The sequence below is a fragment of the Streptomyces sp. NPDC045026 genome (genome assembly GCF_056432625.1).
Map to the genome: position 1 here is coordinate 21,971 of NZ_JBWKIS010000004.1, position 18,596 is coordinate 40,566.

Here is an 18,596-nt window from a genome sequence, read left to right on the forward strand (position 1 = left end):
CGTTGCCATCGTCAATATCGGTCAGACCGTACCGCGTAAGGGGCGTGCGGCCAAGACCGGGCCGTGTGCAGTGATCTTGGTCATGGCCGGCGCCGGGAAACCCTGGTGTGCGGTAAGGCTGCGCCGTCTCAGGGAGCGGACGTTCTCAGGAAGCGGATGTACGGGCGCTCGCCCGGCTCCGTGGTCGGGAGGACGGTCGCGCGCACTCCGTAGACCCTCGTGATGAGCTCTTCGGTGAGTACGTCCGCGGGGGCGCCGGCCGCGACCACCCGTCCCTCCCGGAGCACGACGAGCTGGTCGCAGTACATCGCAGCCAGATTGAGGTCGTGCAGGGCTATGACGCTGGTGAGCCGGAGTTCGGCGAGCAGGTCGAGTAGGTCCAACTGATGTTGGATGTCCAGGTGGTTGGTCGGTTCGTCCAGGAGGAGTTCACGCGGCCGCTGCGCCAGGGCCCGGGCGATCTGGACCCGCTGGCGCTCGCCGCCGGACAGGGTGCACCAGAGCCGGTGCGCCCGGTCGGTGAGATCGGTGCGGGCGAGCGCGGCACGTACGGCCTCCTCGTCCTGCGCCGACGGCGGCATCCATGCCCTGCGGTGCGGGATGCGGCCCAGACGTACGACGTCCTCGACGGTCACCTCGACTTGCGTGTCGGCCTGTTGCTCGACCACGGCGACACGGCGTGCGAACTCCCTGCGGCCGACGGTGCTCAGCGGTGAGCCGTCCAGGGTCACCACTCCGGCCTGGGGGGTGAGGGTGCCCGCGAGGAGCCGCAGGAGTGTCGTCTTGCCCGAGCCGTTGGGCCCGATGAGGCCCGTGATGCCTCCGGGGGCGGGGTGCACGCTGACGCCGTCCAGGATGAGGTGTCCACCGGTCTCGCGGCGGACGCGGTCGGCCCGCAGCCCGTCGGCGGTGGCTGGGCCGGTGGTGGCCGGGCCAGGAGCGGGTGTGCCGGTGGCGGGTATGCCGGTAGCGGGCTGGGTCATCTGCGCAGGCTCCGGGTGCGGTACAGGACGAGGACGAAGGCCGGTACGCCGATCAGCGAGGTCACCACGCCGACCGGCACCTCCTGCGGGTCGAGGGCCGTGCGGGCGAGAGTGTCCACCCACACGAGGAAGACCGCACCGGCCAGGGCGGTCACGGGCAGCAGCCGGGCGTGGCCCGGACCGGCCAGGGCCCGCGCCGCGTGCGGCAGGACCAGGCCGACGAAGCCGATCGCACCGGCCGAGCTGACCAGTGCCGCCGTGAGCAGGGCGGTCGTGCACAGCAGGACCAGGCGCGTGCGGGCCACGTGCACGCCGAGTGACGCGGCCGCGTCCTGTCCGAACGCGAAGGCGTCGAGCGTGCGGGCGTGTCCTACGCAGATCACGAGCGCCGCCACGAGCAGCGCCAGGCACAGGTGGACGTCGCTCCAGCCCGCCCCGCTGAGCGAGCCGAGCAGCCAGAACAGGACGCCGCGCGTCGTCTCGGCGTCCGCCGCCGTCAGTACGACGACGGAGGTGAGTGCGGAGAACAGCTGCATGGCGGCCACCCCGGACAGCACCACGCGGTCGGTGGAGCCGCCGAGGGCCTGGCTGAGCGCCAGGACCAGCGCGAAGGAGAGGATCGCGCCGAGGAAGGCGCCGCCCGAGACCGACAGGGCGCCGCCGCCCACGCCGAGTACGACGACCATGACCGCACCGGTCGAAGCGCCGGAGGAGACGCCGAGGACGAAGGGGTCGGCGAGCGGGTTGCGCAGCAGTGACTGCATCACGGCTCCGCACACCGCGAGCCCCGCGCCGCACACGGCGGCCAGCAGGGTGCGCGGCAGCCGCAGGTTCCACACGATGCCGTCGCGGATGGGGGTCAACTCCGGTTCACCCAGGCCGAGATGGGAGACCACGGCCGACCAGACGTCGGTCATGCCGATGTCGGCCGGGCCGATGGTGATGGCCAGGGCCACGGAGGCGATGAGGACCGCGAAGCCCGCCGGCCAGGCGAGCGCGCCGCGCACCACCTGTGGCCGCTTCCCGGCGGCCGGAGACGGCGCCGCTTCCACGCTCATCCCGCGAGGCCGAACGCCCGTATTTTCGCGGCGACTTGCTCCACGCCTTCCACCGTACGGATGGTCGGGTTCATGGCCTGCCCGCTGAGCAGCACGTACCGCCTCTTCTTCACCGCGGTCATGTTCTTGGTCACCGCGTTGGACTCCAGGAACTCGATCTTCTTGGCGGCGGATTCGGCGGTCTGTGAGCGGCGTGTCAGGTCGCCGATGACGAGGACGTCCGGGTCCCGGTCGGCGACCGTCTCCCAGTTGATCTGCGGCCATTCGTCACGGGTGTCGTCGAAGACGTTCTTCGCTCCGACCTCGCGTGTGATGACGCCGGGGGCGCCGCAACAGCCCGCCATATAAGGGGAGTCGGAGTTGGCGAACCAGTACAGGAGTGTCGTCCGGGAGGCGTCGATGCCGCCGGTGGCCTTCTTGACCCGGGCTTTGAGTGCGGAGACGAGCCGTTCTCCCCGTTCGCGCACGTCGAAGACCGCGGCGAGATCGCGGACTTCGCCGTACACGGTCTCCATGCCCAGGGTCTCGGTGCGGGCGCCGTCCCCGCCGCCGCTGTTGTCCTTGCCGGCGCAGTCGGAGGGCGAGAGGTACGCCGGTACACCCAGTTTCGCGAACTGGTCGCGTGTCGCCACTCCGCCCTTGCTCAGCGTGGCGCCGAACGACGCGGCGACGAAGTCGGGCTCGGCGTCCAGGACCTTCTCGAACGACGGGTAGCGGTCGGCGAGCCGCTCGACCTTCGCGTTCTCCTTCTCAAGTCCCTTCATCACCGGGTCGGTCCAGGTTCCGGTGCCGGCCATGCGGTCGCCGAGGCCGAGGGCGAACATGATCTCGGTCGAGCCCTGGTCGAGGGAGACGGCGCGCTCGGGGGCCGCCTTCACCTCGACCCGCGCACCGCAGTTGTCGAGTACGACGGGATATCCGTCGGCGCTGCCTTGCGCTGCCGGTGTGCGGGCGGATCCGCCGCTGCCGCAGGCGGCCAGGGCGAACATCCCGGCGAGACAGAGCGCGGCACGGGATATGAGGCGACGCGAGCCATGGGGTGTGGCGGAGTTCGCGAAGAACACGGGGACTTCCTCGATGTCGAGGGCTCATGCGCGGAGCCCGGTCGCACGGTCTCCCCCGCCGCCCCGACCGGGGCCCACGAAGGCTGCCAGCAGGTCTTCGGACTCGGGATCACCCGGACGAGGCGCCTTCCCGGACCGTGTGCCGTCCAGTGGCCGATGCCTCGCCCGTCACCCTCACCGCTGCGCGTCAGCTCCGGATTCGCACCGGATTCCCTGACACATACCTGTCCGAGCTCCCGCAATGCGGGGCAGACGGGCATGAGTTCGACTGGTCTTGGAAAGCTACCACGGCGCCCGAAAGCGACCGGGCCCCCTGGGGTCCGGCTCGCGTCGGACCGTTCCGCGTGCGTAGGGTGACCGGTGCAGCTGGTTCGCCCCGTCCGCCAGACGGGAGCGTCGTAAGAGGGAACCCGGTGGGAATCCGGGACTGCCCCGCAGCGGTGAGCTGGAACGACCGCCGTCACACGCACTGGCCCGATGGATCGGGCTGGGAAGCGACGGCCAGTAGGTGTCCGCCCGACATCGGGTGGACGTGCCCGCGAGTCCGAAGACCTGCCCGTTGCCCGCGTGCGAGCCATTCGTGCGCGGAAATCCCGGTGACCTCGAGGGCGGGTCGGCGTACACACCGAACGGGCGCGCGTGCCCTGCCGTACGCGACCGCACCGTCCGGTCCGTGTCACCCTTCGCGCTCTCGTCCCCTCTCCGGGATCTCAGGGATTCGTCTCGCGAAGGAGATCTCCGTGACCACCAAGTCCGCAGCCGCGGCAGCACGGGCCACCGTGTACGGCTACCCCCGCCAGGGCTCTGCCCGCGAACTCAAGAAGGCGATCGAGGGCTACTGGAAGGGCCACGTCGACGCCGACACCCTCCGCGCCACCGCCGCCGGCCTGCGCCGCGCGAACTGGCTCGAACTCGCCGACGCGGGCATCGGCGAAGTCCCCACCGGCGACTTCTCGCTCTACGACCACGTCCTGGACGCCACGGTCATGGTCGGCGCCGTCCCCGAGCGGCACATCCCGGCCGTCGAGGCCGACGCGCTGGACGGCTACTTCGCCATGGCGCGCGGCACACAGGACGTGGCGCCGCTGGAGATGACGAAGTGGTTCGACACCAACTACCACTATCTCGTACCGGAGTTGGGGCCGGGGGCGGAGTTCACGGCCGACTCCACCAAGCAGGTTGCCGAGCTCAAGGAGGCCCTCGCCCTGGGCCTGTCGGCCCGGCCCGTTCTCGTCGGCCCGGTCACCTATCTGCTGCTCGCCAAGCCCGCGCCCGGGGTGGCCGCCGGCTTCGAGCCGCTGACCCTGCTCGACCGTCTGCTGCCGGTGTACGCCGAAGTCCTCGCCGACCTGCGCGAGGCGGGCGCCGAGTGGGTGCAGCTGGACGAGCCCGCCCTCGTCGAGGACCGCACGCCTGCCGAACTCAACGCCGCCGGGCGCGCCTACCGCGACCTCGGCGCCCTCACCGAGCGGCCCAAGATGCTGGTCGCCTCGTACTTCGACCGGCTCGGTGACGCCCTGCCCGTCCTCGCCGGGGCTCCGGTCGAGGGGCTGGCCCTCGACTTCACCGAGGCCGCCGCCGCCAACCTGGACGCCCTCGGCGCCGTCGGCGGGCTGCCCGGCAAGCGCCTGGTCGCGGGCGTCGTCAACGGCCGCAACATCTGGGTCGACGACCTGGAGAAGTCGCTGGCCACGCTCGGAACCCTGCTCGGCCTGGCCGACCGGGTCGACGTGGCCGCCTCGTGCTCCCTCCTGCACGTCCCCGTCGACGCGGCTCTCGAGCGGGACCTCGATCCGCAGATCCTGCGCTGGCTCGCCTTCGCGCGCCAGAAGACCGCCGAGATCGCCACCCTCGCGCGCGGTCTCACGCAGGGCACCCACGCGATCTCGGCCCAACTCGCCGCCAACCGCGCCGACCTGGCCTCCCGGACCACGTCCACCCTGACCCGCGACCCGCAGGTCCGGGCTCGCGCGGCGGCGGTCACGGCGGCCGACGCCCGCCGCGCGCAGCCGTACGCGCAGCGGGCGGCGGCCCAGCGCGGCAGCCTCGGCCTCCCGCTGCTGCCGACCACGACCATCGGTTCGTTCCCGCAGACGGCGGAGCTGCGCACCGCACGCGCGGGACTGCGGGCGGGGCGGATCGACGAGGCCGCGTACGAGGAGCGGGTCAGGGCCGAGATCCAGGAGGTGATCGCCTTCCAGGAGAAGGCCGGTATCGACGTCCTGGTGCACGGGGAGCCCGAACGCAACGACATGGTGCAGTATTTCGCCGAGCAGCTCACCGGCTATCTGGCCACGCAGCACGGCTGGGTGCAGTCGTACGGCACGCGCTATGTCCGTCCGCCGATCCTCGCCGGTGACATCTCGCGCCCCGAACCGATGACGGTGCGCTGGACGGCGTACGCCCAGTCGCTCACCGGCCGCCCGGTCAAGGGCATGCTGACCGGGCCCGTCACCATGCTCGCGTGGTCCTTCGTCCGCGACGACCAGCCGCTGGCCGACACCGCGCGCCAGGTCGCCCTGGCCCTGCGGGACGAGGTGAACGACCTTGAGGCGGCGGGGGCTTCGGTGATCCAGGTCGATGAGCCGGCCCTGCGCGAGACCCTGCCGCTCCGTGCGGCCGACCGCCCCGCCTACCTCGCGTGGGCGACCGAGGCGTTCCGGCTCAGCACGAGCGGTGTGCGGCCGGACACGCAGGTGCACACCCACATGTGTTACGCCGAGTTCGGGCACATCGTGCAGGCCATCGACGATCTCGACGCCGACGTGATCAGCCTGGAGGCGGCCCGGTCGCACATGCAGGTCGCGCGCGAGCTGGCCGCCCACGGCTACCCGCGCGAGGCCGGGCCCGGCGTGTACGACATCCACTCGCCGCGCGTGCCCGGCACCGATGAGGCGGCGGCCCTGCTGCGCAAGGGGCTCGAGGCGATCCCCGCCGAGCGGCTGTGGGTAAACCCCGACTGCGGGCTGAAGACGCGCGGCTGGCCCGAGACCCGCGCCTCCCTGGAGAACCTGGTCGCGGCGGCCCGTACGGTCCGCGGGGAACTCTCGGCGTCCTGACCTTGGGGTGAGACTGTCCGGGCGGAGGGCATCGTGTCCCGCCCGGACAGCCACGCACAGAGGGACATCCCTCAGCCGCGGTACGTCTCCAGCAGCCTCAGCCACACCTCACTCACCGTCGGATAGGACGGGACCGCGTGCCACAGGCGGTCGATGGGGACCTCGCCCGCGACCGCGACCGTCGCGGAGTGGATGAGTTCGCCGACGCCCGGACCGACGAAGGTCACGCCCAGGAGGATCTCGCGGTCGAGGTCGACGATCATGCGGGCCCGGCCGCGGTAGCCGTCGCCGTACAGGCCGGCGCCCGCCACCGAGGCGATGTCGTAGTCGACGGCGCGGACGCGGTGACCTGCCGCCTCGGCCTCCGCGAGGGTGAGGCCCGCCGAGCCGGCCTCGGGGTCGGTGAAGACGACCTGCGGGACGGCGGAGTGGTCGGCGGTCGCCGCGTGGGCGCCCCAGCGGTCCGTCTCCAGGAGCGGGACGCCCTGCGCGCGGGCCGCGATGGCCGCGCCCGCGATGCGGGCCTGGTACTTGCCCTGGTGGGTGAGGAGCGCGCGATGGTTCACGTCCCCGACCGCGTACAGCCAGGTGCTGCCCTCGACGCGGAGGCTGTCGTCGACGGGGAGCCACGAGCCGGGTTCGAGGCCGACGGTCTCCAGGCCGATGTCTTCCGTGCGGGGCGCGCGGCCCGTGGCGAAGAGGATCTCGTCGGACTCCAGGGTCGAACCGTCGTCCAGGGTGGTGACGACGGTGCCGCCCTCCCGGGTGACCCCCTTCACGGAGACTCCGGTGCGCACTTCCGCGCCGGCCTCGACGAGGGCCTGGGTGACGAGCTCGCCGGCGAAGGGTTCCATCCGGGGCAGCAGCCCCGTGCCCCGTACGAGCATCGTGACCTGCGAGCCGAGGGCCTGCCAGGCCGTGGCCATTTCCGCGGCGACGACTCCGCCGCCGACCACGACGAGGCGGCCGGGCACCTTCTGGGCACTGGTGGCCTCGCGGCTCGTCCACGGCTCGACGTCGGCCAGGCCGGGGAGGTCGGGGAGCGCGGCGCGCGTGCCCGTGCAGACCGCGACGGCGTGGCGGGCCGTGAGGACGTGCTCGGTGCCGTCGGGCCCGGTGACGGTGACCCGGCGGGGGCCCGCGAGGCGGCCCTTGCCCCGGTAGAGGTCGGCACCGATGGACTCCAGCCAGCTCACCTGGCCGTCGTCCTTCCAGTGTGAGGTGTACTCGTCACGGCGAGCGAGGACCGCCGGCGCGTCCAGCGGACCCTGCACGGACTGCTGCAGGCCCGGCAGGCGCCTCGCGTCGGCCTGGGCGATGACCGGGCGCAGCAGGGCCTTGCTCGGCATGCACGCCCAGTAGGAGCACTCGCCGCCGACCAGCTCGCTCTCCACCACCGCCGCGCTGAGGCCCGCCGCGCGTGCCCGGTCCGCGACGTTCTCCCCGACCGGCCCGGCGCCCAGAACCACCACGTCGTACGTGTTCTCATCCGTCATGGGACCCAGTCTGGTCGTAGGTGTGCGCCGTGGCCACACGGGTACGTGCGCGGAATACGTCCAATACCGGGACCGTTGTGAACAGCGGCTTCAGCACCGCAACCAGGAAGCAGGAAGAGGGCACATCATGAGCAGCACCACCGTGGAGCTCACCAAGGAGAACTTCGACCAGACGGTCACGGACAACGGGTTCGTGCTGATCGACTTCTGGGCGTCGTGGTGCGGGCCGTGCAAGCAGTTCGCGCCCGTCTACGAGAAGGCCGCGGAGGCCAACCCGGACCTGGTCTTCGGCAAGATCGACACGGAGGCGCAGCCGGAGCTCGCGTCGGCGTTCGGTATCCAGTCGATCCCGACGCTGATGATCGTCCGCGACCAGGTCGCCGTGTTCGCCCAGCCCGGGGCGCTTCCGCAGGAGGCCCTGGACGACGTGATCGGCCAGGCCAGGAAGCTGGACATGGACGAGGTGCGCAAGTCGATCGCCGAGCAGCAGGCCAAGGCGGGCGAGGACGGCGCGGGCGGCGCGGACAGCGCGCAGGCCTGACGACACCCCCCATACCGACGGCCGCCGGGTCCGTACTTCCGTACGGGCCCGGCGGCCTTTTCACACTCCCGGGCGCGGGGCGGTCAGAACGGATAGCCCGCCACGTCGCCGCGCACCGTCGTCCACCGGGTCTCGGTGAACGCCTCGATGTTCGCCTCGCCGCCGAAGCGGGCGCCTGTGCCGGACGCGGCGACCCCGCCGAACGGGGCGACCGCCTCGTCGTTCACCGTCTGGTCGTTGATGTGGACGATGCCGGTGGGGATGCGTTCGGCGAGGTCGAGGCCGCGCGCCGGGTCGCGGGTGAGGATGCCCAGGGAGAGGCCGTACGGGCTCGCGGCGGCCAGCGCCGCCGCCTCGTCGGCGTCGGCGAAGGACCGGACGGGTGCGACGGGGCCGAAGACCTCCTCGGCGTACGCGGGGGTGCTGTCGTCCACGCCCGCGAGGACCGTCGGCCGGTAGAAGAGGTCGCGGTGCGTGCCGCCCGCGGCGAGCTTCGCCCCCGTGGCGGTGCTGGCCTCCACCAGGCCGTGGATCTTGGCGAGTTGGGCCGCGTCGATGACGGGGCCGAGGTGGACCTGTTCGCGGTGCGGGTCGCCGACGGCGAGGGAGTCGGCCTTCGCGGCGAGCCGTTCGACGTACTCCTCGTAGAGCGAGGCGTGGACGAGGTGGCGGCCGGTCGTCATGCAGATCTGGCCCTGATGGAAGAAGGAGCCCCAGGCCGCGGTGGAGATGGCGGCGTCGAGGTCGGCGTCCGCCAGGACGATCAGGGCGGAGTTGCCGCCGAGTTCCAGGTGCGCGCGCTTGAGATGGCGCCCCGCGGCCTCGCCGACGGCCCGGCCCGCGCCTGTGGAGCCGGTGAAGGAGATGACGGGGACGTCCGGGTCGGCGACGAGCGCCTGGCCCGCGTCCGCCCCGCCGGGCAGCACGTGGAGGACGTCCTGGGGCAGACCCGCGGCGGCGAGAACGGCCGCCAGGGCGAGCCCGCCGCAGACCGCCGTGCGCGGGTCCGGCTTGAGGACGACGGCGTTGCCGAGCGCGAGGGCCGGGGCGACGGAGCGGATGGAGAGGATGAGCGGGGCGTTGAACGGGGCGATGACGCCGACGACACCGGCCGGGACGCGGCGCGTGTACGAGAGGCGGGGCGCCTCGCTGGACAGGACCTGGCCGATGGGCCGGGACGCGAGGGCGGCGGCCTCGTAGCACTCCTGGGCGGCGACGTGCAGCTCGAAGTCGGCCTTGCCCGGGATGGATCCCGACTCGCGCACGAGCCAGGTGCGCAGCTCGTCGGCGTGCTCGGTGAACAGGTCGCCCGCGCGGCGCAGGACGGCGGCGCGCGCGAAGTGGGGCCGGCGGGCCCAGTCGCCCTGGGCCGCGGCGGCGGCCTTCGCGGCGGTGCGGACGTCGTCAGGGGAGGCGAGCGTGACGGTGGCGAGGCGCTCGCCCGTGGCGGGCTCCGTGACCGCGTGCTCCTCGCCCGACAGCGGGCGGGCCTGCCAGGTCTTCGGGTCGAGCAGGGACATGCCGGATCTCCGATCGGTCACTGATCTCCGGGGCGGCACGCCGGGCGGCGCACCGACCCATGTTGTTGAGCGCGCAACATCCTAGTCGCGCGGGCCACTCGGGACCCCGGCCGTCAGGTCGACTGCCGTGCCACGACGCGGGCCCGGAGCATGTCGTGCGACTCGGTCACGGCGCCCGGGTCGCGTACCAGACGGTCGACGAGCGCGGCGAGCTCCTGCCCGGACGGCAGCTCGATACGGACCGTGCTCAGCCGGGGCCGCAGCAGCCGCCCGAGCATCAGGTCGTCGGCGCCGATGACAGCAGTCTCCCCCGGGATGCCGACGCCCGCGTCCTGGAGCGCCCGCATCAGGAGCATCGCGTACTCGTCGTTGTACGCGAACACGGCGTCGAGCTCCAACTCCCTGATTCTCGGCACCAGTTGGGACGCCGACTCCTCGTCGTACGTGAGGGGCAGCCCGAAGACCTCGGCGCCGGTGCCGAGGACCGCGTTCCGTACGCCTTCGAGGCGCGGCCGCGCGAAGTGGTCGAGGCCCGGCTCCGTCGGCAGCACGACGCCGATGCGGCGCCGGCCACGTTCGACGAGGTGGGCGCCCGCGCTGCGACCGACCTCGCGATGGTCCATGAGCAGCGCGTGCGCGCCCTCCGCGCGCTCCGGGCCGAGCGTGATGACGGCCCTGGCGCCGGAGCGGCGGAGCACCTCGACGCCCTGGGTGCCCAGGTCGGGAGGTGTGAGCACGGCGACCGGGCGCAGCTCCGCCCAGGCACGTGCAGCGTCGTCGCCGCGCAGACTCACGCTGCCGTACTGCACGACGGTGTAGTCGAGGCGGCTCAGCGCCCACTGGAGGTCGTTGAAGAACGTGTTGTAGAGCGGTCCGACGGGGACGCTCGGGGCGGGCATCAGGACGATGCGGGTGTGTCCGGCGCGCAGGCTGCGGGCCGCGGCGTGCGGCACGTAGCCGAGCTCCTTCGCGGCCTCGTGGACGCGGCGCCGGGTGGGTTCGCTGATTCTGACGGCACTGGTGTTGTTCAGGACGTAGCTGACGGTGGCGCGCGAGACCCCGGCGAGCCGGGCGACGTCGGCGCTCGTCGGCGCCGGGCTCGGCGCGGCGGACTCCCGTGGCTTCCGGGCGGACTGCGGCTTCGGTATCTGCACCATGACCCACGGCATCTTTCCAGACGGCTGCGGCCGGGCTCCCTGCCGGGCATACCGGTTCGCGCCGACGACCGCTAGCGTGCGTGCACGCAAGCCGTTCGAAGCCCCGAAGTCCCGAAATTCCGAAGCCCCGAAGTTCCGTACGAGGAGGTGGCCGCATGGCGTCCGACCGTGCCGCCGGGCTCGCCGCGACCGCCCGCGCGCTCGCCGACGGGGACGTGTCGTCGCGCATCCTCGTCGAGGAGGCCTTGAAGCGCATCGAAGCGACGCAGCCCGCCCTGAACGCGTTCCGCACGGTCCGCGGGGAGGCCGCGCTCGCCGAGGCGGACGCCGCGGACCGCGAGCGCGCGGCGGGCGAAGGCTCGTCAGGGGGCAGTCGGCCGCTGCTCGGCGTGCCGCTGGCCGTGAAGGACGACATGGACGTGGCGGGCGAGCCGACCGCGTTCGGCTGCCCCGGCGCCTTCCCGCCGAAGACCGAGGACGCGGAGGCCGTACGCCGTCTGCGCGCGGCGGGCGCGATCGTGATCGGCAAGACGAACACGTGCGAGCTGGGGCAGTGGCCGTTCACCGAGGGTCCCGCGTTCGGCGACACCCGCAACCCGTGGAATCACGGGCACACGCCCGGCGGTTCGTCCGGCGGCTCGGCGGCCGCCGTCGCCGCGGGCATCGTATCGGCCGCGCTCGGCTCGGACGGGGCGGGCAGCATCCGTATCCCCGCCGCATGGACGCACCTCGTCGGCATCAAGCCGCAGCGCGGCCGGATCTCCACGTGGCCCTGGGCGGAGGCCTTCCACGGGATCACCGTGAACGGCACGCTCGGCAGGACCGTGGAGGACGCGGCGCTGCTCCTGGACGCGGCGAGCGGTTCACACGACGGCGACCTGCACCGTCCGCCGCGGATAGGGGCGGCGCAGGCGGCGCGCGACGAGCCGGGAAAGCTGCGCATCGCGCTCTCCCTGCGCATGCCGTTCACCGCAACTCCCAAGCGCCTGGACCCGGTTGTGCGGGCCCGGGTCGTCGCGCTCGCGGACCGGCTCGCCGCGCTCGGGCACGAGGTGGAGGAGGCCGACCCGCGCTACGGGCAGATCGGCCTCGCGTTCGTGCCGCGCGCCACCGCGGGCGTCGCGGAGCGGCTGCGCGACGTCCCCGACCCGGCGCTGCTCGACCCACGGACCCGTGAGTCCGTAAGGATGGGGCGGGTCCTCGGCGGCGCTCCGCTGCGGCTCGCCCGGCGCGCCGAGGGCTCACTCCAGCGCCGGGTCGGAGCGGTCTTCGACACGTACGACGTGGTCCTCGCGCCGACGACGGCCACTGCTCCACCGCTCATCGGCGCGATGGCGTCACTGGGCGGCTGGCGCACCGACCGGGCGATGATCGCGGCATGTCCGTACGCGTGGCCGTGGAACGTCCTGGGCTGGCCCGGCGTGAACGTACCCGCGGGCTTCACCGGCGACGGGCTGCCCGTCGGCGCCCAGCTGCTCGGCCCCGCGAACAGCGAGCCGCGGCTCGTCTCGCTCGCGGCCCAACTCGAGGCGGATCAGCGGTGGTTCGAGAAGTGGCCCGACAGCCCTCAGGGGGCGCACATCGGTTCCTAGCGCGGGTCACGTACCGCGGGCGAGCACTCCCCACAGGCCCGGGTCCTCGAAATCGAGGGCCCACAGCACCGTGTTGCGCACCCCGTAGCGGCGCAGCACGGGCAGGTGCGCCTCGGTGCCGCGCGCGCCCTGGTACCAGACCGTGCGGACGGTGTCGTCCTCTTCGTAACTGAAGTGCGGGGTCTGCGAGACGGGGTCGAGTTGCGCCGAGCCTGTGTCCCACCGTCCGGGCCCGCTCTGCGGGTTGGGCCAGACAGGCCCTAACGTGACCCGCGTGACTGCCTTCATCGATGACCCGCATGCCCACGAGCACCCCGGCCGCGCCGGCGCCACCGCCACGGTCGAGGCCGCGCCGCGCGAGGTGGGCCGGGTGCGCACCGAGTACGCGCCCGCCCACGACGGCGACCCCGATCCCGGTGAGATCGTCTGGACGTGGGTGCCGTTCGAGGAGAACGACGGCCGCGGCAAGGACCGCCCCGTGCTCGTCGTCGCCAGGGAGGCCGCCGGCACGCTTCTCGCCGTACAGCTGTCGAGCAAGCAGCACGCTCACGACAGGGACTGGGTGCCGATCGGCAGCGGGCCGTGGGACACCGCGGGCCGCGACTCGTGGGTGGCGATCGACCGGGTCCTGCGGGTCCACGAGCGGGGCATGCGGCGCGAGGCGTGCGCCCTGGACCGCATGCGCTTCAATCTCGTGGTGCTGCGCCTCAGGGAGCGGTACGGCTGGCGCTGACCGCCGGCGGGCCCGCGAAGGCCCGCTCGAAGGCCGTCCTGGTCCGCGCGTCCGGCGTGCGGTCCAGGACGCCGAACACGATGTGGTCGAAGCGGCCCGCGAACCGGCCGCCCCCGTCGAGGAGCGCCCGGAACGCGGCGGCGACCTGTGCCGGCTCGTTCTGGAACACGCCGCAGCCCCAGGCGCCGAGCACGAGACGCCGGTAGCCGTGGGCCGCGGCCGTCTCCAGGACCCGCTCGGCCCGTGCCGCGAGGGCCCCCGCGATCTCGCCTGCCCGCTCCGGGGTGCGGCGGCGTATGACGCCCGCGTTCGGCGCCGGTGAGGTGAGGAAGCCGACGGCATACGGCTCGTCGAGCAGCCGTCCGCGGTCGTCCCGGAAGACGGGGACCCCTGGTGAATGGATCACGCGGTCCGTGTAGAACGCGTCGCGGTTCTCGCGGTGGTGGTCGTAGAAGTCGCGGGCCCGCAGCAGGCACGTGTACAGGGCCGAGGCCCGGCACACGGCCTCTTCCTGGGCCTGGGCGCCGTTGAGATAGCCGCCGCCGGGATTGCGGGCCGAGGCGAAGTTCAGGACGGCGACCGGGTCCTGACCGGCGGTGACCAGGCGGCGCGCGGCCTCCAGGCTGGACTCGCCGGTGACCTCGACCGCTGTAGCCGCGGGCGGTCCGGGCTCGGGCACATCAACCGGAGCCGGTCCGTACGTGCGGGTCGCGGCCCGCGCCGCCGCCACCGCGTCCGCGATCGGCACGACCGCGCCGCCCGGCGCCGTGTACCTCCCCGCCGCGACGATGTCCTCCGTCTGCTGCGCGATCCCCCGCAGCCGGGCGCTCACGCCCGCTCCCCCGTGGTCGTCCTCATGAACGCATGATGTGCGCCGCGCGACGCCACGAGCAACAGATTTTCACCGCCCGAGGGGCACTCTTGTGCGATTCGCCGTGAGGGTTTTGGGTGGTACGAGCACCGCCCCGGCCCGGCCCATCCCGCCGAGTCGACGGCATGGCCCCTACCGGGGACGATGAAGGCGAACAGAGTCAGGAGGATCCTGAACATGCCCGAGGGAGACTGTACTGAGCTCGGCACGGCGGCCCTGGTCACCGAGGCCGAGGTCGAGGCGCTGGTCCGCGGGATCTGTTTCAAGACCGGACCGCCCCGCACCGTGGGTGTCGAAGTGGAATGGCTCGTCCACGAGCCGCGCAGGCCGCGGCTGCCCCTGCCACCCGAGCGGCTCGACGCGGCGTACGCCGCATTGGGCGCCCTGCCCCTCAGCTCGGCGCTCACCGTCGAACCCGGCGGCCAGCTGGAGCTCAGCTCCCTGCCCGCCGCGTCGCTCATGGACTGCGTCTCGGCCGTCTCGGCCGATCTGACGGCGGTCCGCACCGCACTCGCCGCCCGTGGCTTCGCGCTGACCGGGCTCGGCACGGACCCCTGGCGTCCACCGCGGCGGCTGCTCCACGCGCCGCGCTACGACGCCATGGAGATCTGGCTCGACCGGGCCGGTCCCGCGGGCCGCGCCATGATGTGCTCGTCGGCGTCCGTGCAGGTCTGCCTCGACGCCGGGCACGAGGAGCCGGGGCCGCTCGGCCACGGCAGGCGCTGGCGGCTCTCGCATCTGCTCGGCGCCGTCCTGGTCTCGGCGTTCGCCAACTCACCGATGCTGGGTGGGCGTCCGACCGGCTGGCGCTCCACCCGCCAGGCCGTATGGGAGGAGATCGACCCGGGCCGGTCGGGGGCGCCGCCCCTCGATGCCGAGCCGCGCGAGGCATGGGCCCGGCACGTCCTGGACGCGCCGGTGATGTGCGTCCGCAAGGACAGCGGGCCGTGGGACGTGCCGGACGGCATGTCCCTGCGGACGTGGCTGCGTACCGGCGGGCCCCGGCCCGTCACGCGCGGTGACGTCGAATACCACCTGTCCACCCTGTTCCCTCCGGTGCGCCCGCGCGGCCACCTGGAACTGCGCATGATCGACGCGCAGCCGGGCGACGACGGCTGGATCGTGCCGCTCGCCGTGACGACCGCGCTGTTCGACGACCCGGAGGCCGCGGAGACCGCGTACCGCACCGTGAAGCCGCTGTCCGAACGGGCGGGCCCGCTGCCCGCGCCGCACAATCAGCTGTGGCGGGACGCGGCGCGGCACGGGCCTTCGGACCCCGAGCTCGCCGAGGCGGCCGTGACCTGCTTCGCGGCGGCGCTCGACGCGCTGCCGAGGCTCGGCGCTTCACCCAAGGTGCTCGCCGCCGTCTCCGCCTTCATGGACCGCTATGTCGTGCGCGGCCGGTGCCCCGCCGACGACGTGCTCGACCACATCGATGCCCCCGCCCCCGGGAGGACCGTCACCTCATGACCGCACAGAGCGAAGACACCGCCCCGGACCCCGAGGCGCTGCGGGAGCGCGCGCGGACCGCGCTGCTCACCGCGCGGGACCGCACGACGCTCCTCACGAGCTGCGTCGAGGGGCCCGAACTGACCGCGCAGCACTCGCCGTTGATGTCGCCGCTGGTGTGGGACCTGGCGCACATCGGCAACCAGGAGGAGCAGTGGCTCCTGCGGGCGGTCGCGGGCCGTGAGGCGATGCGCCCGGAGATCGACCCGCTGTACGACGCGTTCGAGCACCCGCGCTCCGAGCGCCCCAAGCTGCCGCTGCTCGCCCCGAAGGAGGCGCGCGGTTACGCGGCCGAGGTGCGGGGCCGCGCGCTCGACGTCCTGGAGAGCACGCCCTTCAACGGCACCCGGCTGACCGAGGCGGGGTTCGCCTTCGGGATGATCGCCCAGCACGAACAGCAGCACGACGAGACGATGCTGATCACCCATCAGCTCCGGGCGGGCGCACCGGCGCTCACCGCCCCCGATCCCGGCCCCGTCTCTCCGGCGTTCCGCGGGCCGTCCGAAGTCCTGGTGCCCGGCGGCCCGTTCACGATGGGGACGACCACCGAGCCGTGGGCGCTGGACAACGAGCGCCCCGCGCACGCGCGTCTCGTCCCGCCGTTCCACATCGACACCGCTCCGGTGACGAACGGCGCGTATCTGGCGTTCATGGAGGACGGCGGTTACGACGACTCCCGCTGGTGGACACCCGAGGGCTGGGCCCTCGTGCGGGAGAACGGCCTGCGGTCGCCGCTGTTCTGGCGGCGTGATGCGGGCCAGTGGCTGCGACGCCGCTTCGGGGTGACCGAGGCGGTCCCGCCGGACGAGCCCGTCGTGCACGTCAGCTGGTACGAGGCCGACGCCTACGCGCGCTGGGCGGGACGGCGTCTGCCCAGCGAGGCCGAGTGGGAGAAGGCGGCCCGCTTCGATCCGGCGTCCGGGCGGTCGATGCGCTTCCCGTGGGGCGACTCGGACCCGACGGCGGAACGCGCGAACCTCGGCCAGCGCCACCTGCGCCCCGCCCCGGCGGGCAGCTATCCGGCGGGTGAATCACCGCTGGGCGTACGGCAGTTGATCGGCGACGTGTGGGAGTGGACGTCGAGCGACTTCCTGCCGTACCCGGGGTTCGTGGCCTTCCCTTACCGGGAGTATTCGGAGGTGTTCTTCGGGCCGGACCACAAGGTGCTGCGCGGCGGTTCGTTCGCCGTGGGCACGGTGGCGTGCCGCGGTACGTTCCGCAACTGGGACTATCCGGTGCGCCGGCAGATCTTCGCCGGCTTCCGCACGGCGCGCGACGGGGAGGGTGCCTGATGTGCCGGCACCTGGCCTGTCTGGGCCCCGCGGTGCCGCTCGGCGACGTGCTCGTGGCGCCGCCGCACAGCCTGCTGCGCCAGTCCTGGGAACCGCGCCGCCAGCGGCACGGGACCGTGAACGCCGACGGCTTCGGCGTGGGCTGGTACGCGGACGGGGACCCGGTGCCCGCGCGCTACCGCAGGGCCGGGCCCATCTGGGGCGACCAGTCGTTCGCCGACCTCGCGCGGGTCGTGCGCTCGGGCGCCGTGCTCGCCGCGGTTCGCGACGCCACGCTCGGCGGCGCGGACGGCGAGGCGGCGGCGGCGCCGTTCGCCTCCGGTCCGTGGCTGTTCTCCCACAACGGCGCGGTGACCGGCTGGCCGCGCTCCCTGGCCCCGCTCACCACAGCGCTGCCGCCCGTCGACCTGCTCTCCATGGAGGCGCGCTGCGACTCGGCGTTCGTATGGGCGCTGCTGCTGCACCGGCTGCGCTCGGGCGACGACCAGGGGCAGGCCCTGGCCGACACCGTCCTGGAGGTCGCCGAGGCGGCCCCGGGGTCCCGGCTCAACCTCCTGCTCACCGACGGCGAGTCGATAACGGCGACCGCCTGGGGCGACAGCCTCTGGTATCTCACCGAACCCGGCCGCCGCACCGTCGTCGCCTCCGAGCCCTACGACGACGATCCGCAATGGCGCGAGGTGCCCGACCGCACCCTGCTCGCCGCGAGCCGCACCGACGTCCTGCTGACCCCGCTCAAGGAGCCCACCGCGTGAGCCCGTACCAACTGACCCGCACCCTGCCCGAGGACGCCACCGGCGCCGCCCTGCGGGCCGATGTCCTCAGCGGCCTGACCGGCACGCCGAAGACGCTGCCGCCCAAGTGGTTCTACGACGCGCGCGGCAGCGAGCTGTTCGACGAGATCACGACCCTGCCCGAGTATTACCCGACGCGTGCCGAGCGGGAGATCCTGCTGGCCCGGTCCCAGGAGATCGCCGACGCCACCGGCGCCCGCACCCTGGTCGAACTGGGCTCCGGCTCGTCGGACAAGACCCGCCACCTGCTCGACGACCTGCCGGACCTGGAGACGTACGTCCCCGTGGACGTCAGCGAGAGCGCGCTGCGGGGCGCCGCCGATGCGCTCGGCGCCGAACGGCCCGGCCTGAACATCCATGCGCTGATCGCCGACTTCACGCTCGGGCTCACCCTGCCGGACTCCCCGGGGCCGCGCCTGGCCGCGTTCCTCGGCGGCACCATCGGCAACCTTCTGCCGGGCGAACGCGCGGCGTTCCTGGCCTCCGTACGCGCCCTGCTGCGGCCCGGCGACATGCTGCTGCTCGGCACGGACCTGGTGAAGGACGAGTCGGTCCTCGTCGCGGCGTACGACGACGCGGCGGGCGTGACGGCCGCGTTCAACAAGAACGTGCTCAGTGTCATCAACCGGGACCTGGGAGCCGACTTCGACCCCGGCTCCTTCGAGCACGTCGCCCTGTGGGACGCGGAGAACGAGTGGATCGAGATGCGGCTGCGCTCCACGGCCGCGCAGACCGTCAAGATCGCTGCGCTGGGCCTCGCGGTCGACTTCGAGGACGGGGAGGAGATCCGCACCGAGATCTCGGCGAAGTTCCGCGAGGAAGGCGTGCGGGCCGAACTGGCGGGCGCGGGGCTGCGCATGACGCACTGGTGGACGGACGCGCAGAACCGCTTCGCGCTCTCGCTCAGCCGGGTGGACTGACGGGCGG

16 protein-coding genes and 2 riboswitches are annotated in these 18,596 nt (G+C 73.1%); of the genes, 8 read left to right on the forward strand and 8 right to left on the reverse strand.

All coding sequences use genetic code 11. The features are described from left to right. Window positions 1-128: 128 nt before the first annotated feature. Genes AC07EJ_RS10660 through AC07EJ_RS10670 form a run of 3 tightly spaced genes read right to left on the reverse strand, consistent with a single transcriptional unit; the run spans window position 129 to window position 3,030 of the window. Complete coding sequence (locus tag AC07EJ_RS10660) at window positions 129-983, reverse strand: ABC transporter ATP-binding protein (protein ID WP_478884062.1); 855 nt, start codon at window positions 981-983, stop codon at window positions 129-131. Further along, a complete protein-coding gene (locus tag AC07EJ_RS10665) occupies window positions 980-2,041 on the reverse strand; it encodes a FecCD family ABC transporter permease (protein ID WP_389484622.1) in 1,062 nt (353 codons plus the stop codon). Before AC07EJ_RS10665 ends, AC07EJ_RS10660 begins: the two co-directional genes overlap by 4 nt. After that, entirely contained in the window at window positions 2,038-3,030 is a 993-nt protein-coding gene (locus AC07EJ_RS10670; protein WP_389484674.1) for an ABC transporter substrate-binding protein, read from the reverse strand. Before AC07EJ_RS10670 ends, AC07EJ_RS10665 begins: the two co-directional genes overlap by 4 nt. Before the next feature lie 146 nt (window positions 3,031-3,176). Next, a riboswitch (cobalamin riboswitch) is annotated at window positions 3,177-3,374 on the reverse strand. 81 nt (window positions 3,375-3,455) lie between these two features. After that, a riboswitch (cobalamin riboswitch) is annotated at window positions 3,456-3,679 on the forward strand. 166 nt (window positions 3,680-3,845) lie between these two features. Between AC07EJ_RS10670 and metE the strand changes: the two genes are divergently transcribed. Further along, window positions 3,846-6,164 carry a 5-methyltetrahydropteroyltriglutamate--homocysteine S-methyltransferase gene (gene metE / locus AC07EJ_RS10675; RefSeq protein ID WP_478884063.1) on the forward strand — a complete coding sequence of 773 codons (2,319 nt, stop codon included), beginning with the start codon at window positions 3,846-3,848 and terminating at the stop codon, window positions 6,162-6,164. A gap of 71 nt (window positions 6,165-6,235) precedes the next feature. Here metE and AC07EJ_RS10680 read toward each other — a convergent pair whose 3' ends face one another. After that, window positions 6,236-7,660 carry a dihydrolipoyl dehydrogenase family protein gene (locus AC07EJ_RS10680; protein ID WP_389484616.1) on the reverse strand — a complete coding sequence of 475 codons (1,425 nt, stop codon included), beginning with the start codon at window positions 7,658-7,660 and terminating at the stop codon, window positions 6,236-6,238. 127 nt (window positions 7,661-7,787) lie between these two features. On the opposite strand from AC07EJ_RS10680, the gene trxA reads away from it, so the two are divergent. Further along, window positions 7,788-8,201: a thioredoxin gene (gene trxA / locus AC07EJ_RS10685; protein ID WP_399979372.1), complete on the forward strand. Its 414-nt coding sequence runs from the start codon at window positions 7,788-7,790 to the stop codon at window positions 8,199-8,201. A gap of 83 nt (window positions 8,202-8,284) precedes the next feature. Here the strand turns inward: trxA and AC07EJ_RS10690 are convergent, their stop codons facing one another. Then, complete coding sequence (locus tag AC07EJ_RS10690; RefSeq protein ID WP_389484610.1) at window positions 8,285-9,721, reverse strand: benzaldehyde dehydrogenase; 1,437 nt, start codon at window positions 9,719-9,721, stop codon at window positions 8,285-8,287. A gap of 113 nt (window positions 9,722-9,834) precedes the next feature. After that, on the reverse strand, window positions 9,835-10,878 hold the full coding sequence (locus AC07EJ_RS10695) for a LacI family DNA-binding transcriptional regulator (RefSeq protein WP_389484608.1): 1,044 nt from the start codon (window positions 10,876-10,878) through the stop codon (window positions 9,835-9,837). 155 nt (window positions 10,879-11,033) lie between these two features. On the opposite strand from AC07EJ_RS10695, the gene AC07EJ_RS10700 reads away from it, so the two are divergent. Then, a complete protein-coding gene (locus AC07EJ_RS10700; protein ID WP_478884064.1) occupies window positions 11,034-12,470 on the forward strand; it encodes an amidase in 1,437 nt (478 codons plus the stop codon). Between the two features lie 6 nt (window positions 12,471-12,476). Here AC07EJ_RS10700 and AC07EJ_RS10705 read toward each other — a convergent pair whose 3' ends face one another. Next, on the reverse strand, window positions 12,477-12,758 hold the full coding sequence (locus AC07EJ_RS10705; RefSeq protein ID WP_478884065.1) for a hypothetical protein: 282 nt from the start codon (window positions 12,756-12,758) through the stop codon (window positions 12,477-12,479). Here AC07EJ_RS10705 and AC07EJ_RS10710 point away from each other — a divergent pair. Further along, window positions 12,745-13,203 carry a type II toxin-antitoxin system PemK/MazF family toxin gene (locus AC07EJ_RS10710; RefSeq protein WP_389484599.1) on the forward strand — a complete coding sequence of 153 codons (459 nt, stop codon included), beginning with the start codon at window positions 12,745-12,747 and terminating at the stop codon, window positions 13,201-13,203. The two genes, AC07EJ_RS10705 and AC07EJ_RS10710, sit on opposite strands and share 14 nt — an antisense overlap. On the opposite strand, the gene AC07EJ_RS10715 is transcribed toward AC07EJ_RS10710, so the two are convergent. Then, on the reverse strand, window positions 13,178-14,035 hold the full coding sequence (locus AC07EJ_RS10715; protein ID WP_478884066.1) for a TIGR02452 family protein: 858 nt from the start codon (window positions 14,033-14,035) through the stop codon (window positions 13,178-13,180). The two genes, AC07EJ_RS10710 and AC07EJ_RS10715, sit on opposite strands and share 26 nt — an antisense overlap. A gap of 216 nt (window positions 14,036-14,251) precedes the next feature. Between AC07EJ_RS10715 and egtA the strand changes: the two genes are divergently transcribed. The 4 genes from egtA to egtD are packed head-to-tail and all read left to right on the forward strand — an operon-like array spanning window position 14,252 to window position 18,589. Beyond that, on the forward strand, window positions 14,252-15,544 hold the full coding sequence (gene egtA, locus AC07EJ_RS10720) for an ergothioneine biosynthesis glutamate--cysteine ligase EgtA (protein WP_389484595.1): 1,293 nt from the start codon (window positions 14,252-14,254) through the stop codon (window positions 15,542-15,544). Further along, complete coding sequence (gene egtB, locus AC07EJ_RS10725; protein WP_393581502.1) at window positions 15,541-16,875, forward strand: ergothioneine biosynthesis protein EgtB; 1,335 nt, start codon at window positions 15,541-15,543, stop codon at window positions 16,873-16,875. Before egtA ends, egtB begins: the two co-directional genes overlap by 4 nt. Continuing rightward, entirely contained in the window at window positions 16,875-17,630 is a 756-nt protein-coding gene (egtC, locus tag AC07EJ_RS10730) for an ergothioneine biosynthesis protein EgtC (RefSeq protein ID WP_478884067.1), read from the forward strand. The genes egtB and egtC overlap by 1 nt, the downstream gene beginning before the upstream one ends. Next, complete coding sequence (gene egtD / locus AC07EJ_RS10735) at window positions 17,627-18,589, forward strand: L-histidine N(alpha)-methyltransferase (RefSeq protein WP_478884068.1); 963 nt, start codon at window positions 17,627-17,629, stop codon at window positions 18,587-18,589. Before egtC ends, egtD begins: the two co-directional genes overlap by 4 nt. Window positions 18,590-18,596 lie beyond the last annotated feature (7 nt).

What these genes read in the sequence shown, in the direction of transcription:
- AC07EJ_RS10695 (WP_389484608.1), bottom strand. Translation starts at nt 10,878, where the DNA reads ATGGTGCAGATACCGAAGCCGCAGTCCGCCCGGAAGCCACGGGAGTCC.
- AC07EJ_RS10680 (WP_389484616.1), bottom strand. Translation starts at nt 7,660, where the DNA reads ATGACGGATGAGAACACGTACGACGTGGTGGTTCTGGGCGCCGGGCCG.
- egtC (WP_478884067.1), top strand. Translation starts at nt 16,875, where the DNA reads ATGTGCCGGCACCTGGCCTGTCTGGGCCCCGCGGTGCCGCTCGGCGAC.
- trxA (WP_399979372.1), top strand. Translation starts at nt 7,788, where the DNA reads ATGAGCAGCACCACCGTGGAGCTCACCAAGGAGAACTTCGACCAGACG.
- AC07EJ_RS10670 (WP_389484674.1), bottom strand. Translation starts at nt 3,030, where the DNA reads ATGTTCGCCCTGGCCGCCTGCGGCAGCGGCGGATCCGCCCGCACACCG.
- egtB (WP_393581502.1), top strand. Translation starts at nt 15,541, where the DNA reads ATGACCGCACAGAGCGAAGACACCGCCCCGGACCCCGAGGCGCTGCGG.
- AC07EJ_RS10690 (WP_389484610.1), bottom strand. Translation starts at nt 9,721, where the DNA reads ATGTCCCTGCTCGACCCGAAGACCTGGCAGGCCCGCCCGCTGTCGGGC.
- AC07EJ_RS10700 (WP_478884064.1), top strand. Translation starts at nt 11,034, where the DNA reads ATGGCGTCCGACCGTGCCGCCGGGCTCGCCGCGACCGCCCGCGCGCTC.
- AC07EJ_RS10705 (WP_478884065.1), bottom strand. Translation starts at nt 12,758, where the DNA reads ATGAAGGCAGTCACGCGGGTCACGTTAGGGCCTGTCTGGCCCAACCCG.
- AC07EJ_RS10660 (WP_478884062.1), bottom strand. Translation starts at nt 983, where the DNA reads ATGACCCAGCCCGCTACCGGCATACCCGCCACCGGCACACCCGCTCCT.
- AC07EJ_RS10665 (WP_389484622.1), bottom strand. Translation starts at nt 2,041, where the DNA reads ATGAGCGTGGAAGCGGCGCCGTCTCCGGCCGCCGGGAAGCGGCCACAG.
- egtA (WP_389484595.1), top strand. Translation starts at nt 14,252, where the DNA reads ATGCCCGAGGGAGACTGTACTGAGCTCGGCACGGCGGCCCTGGTCACC.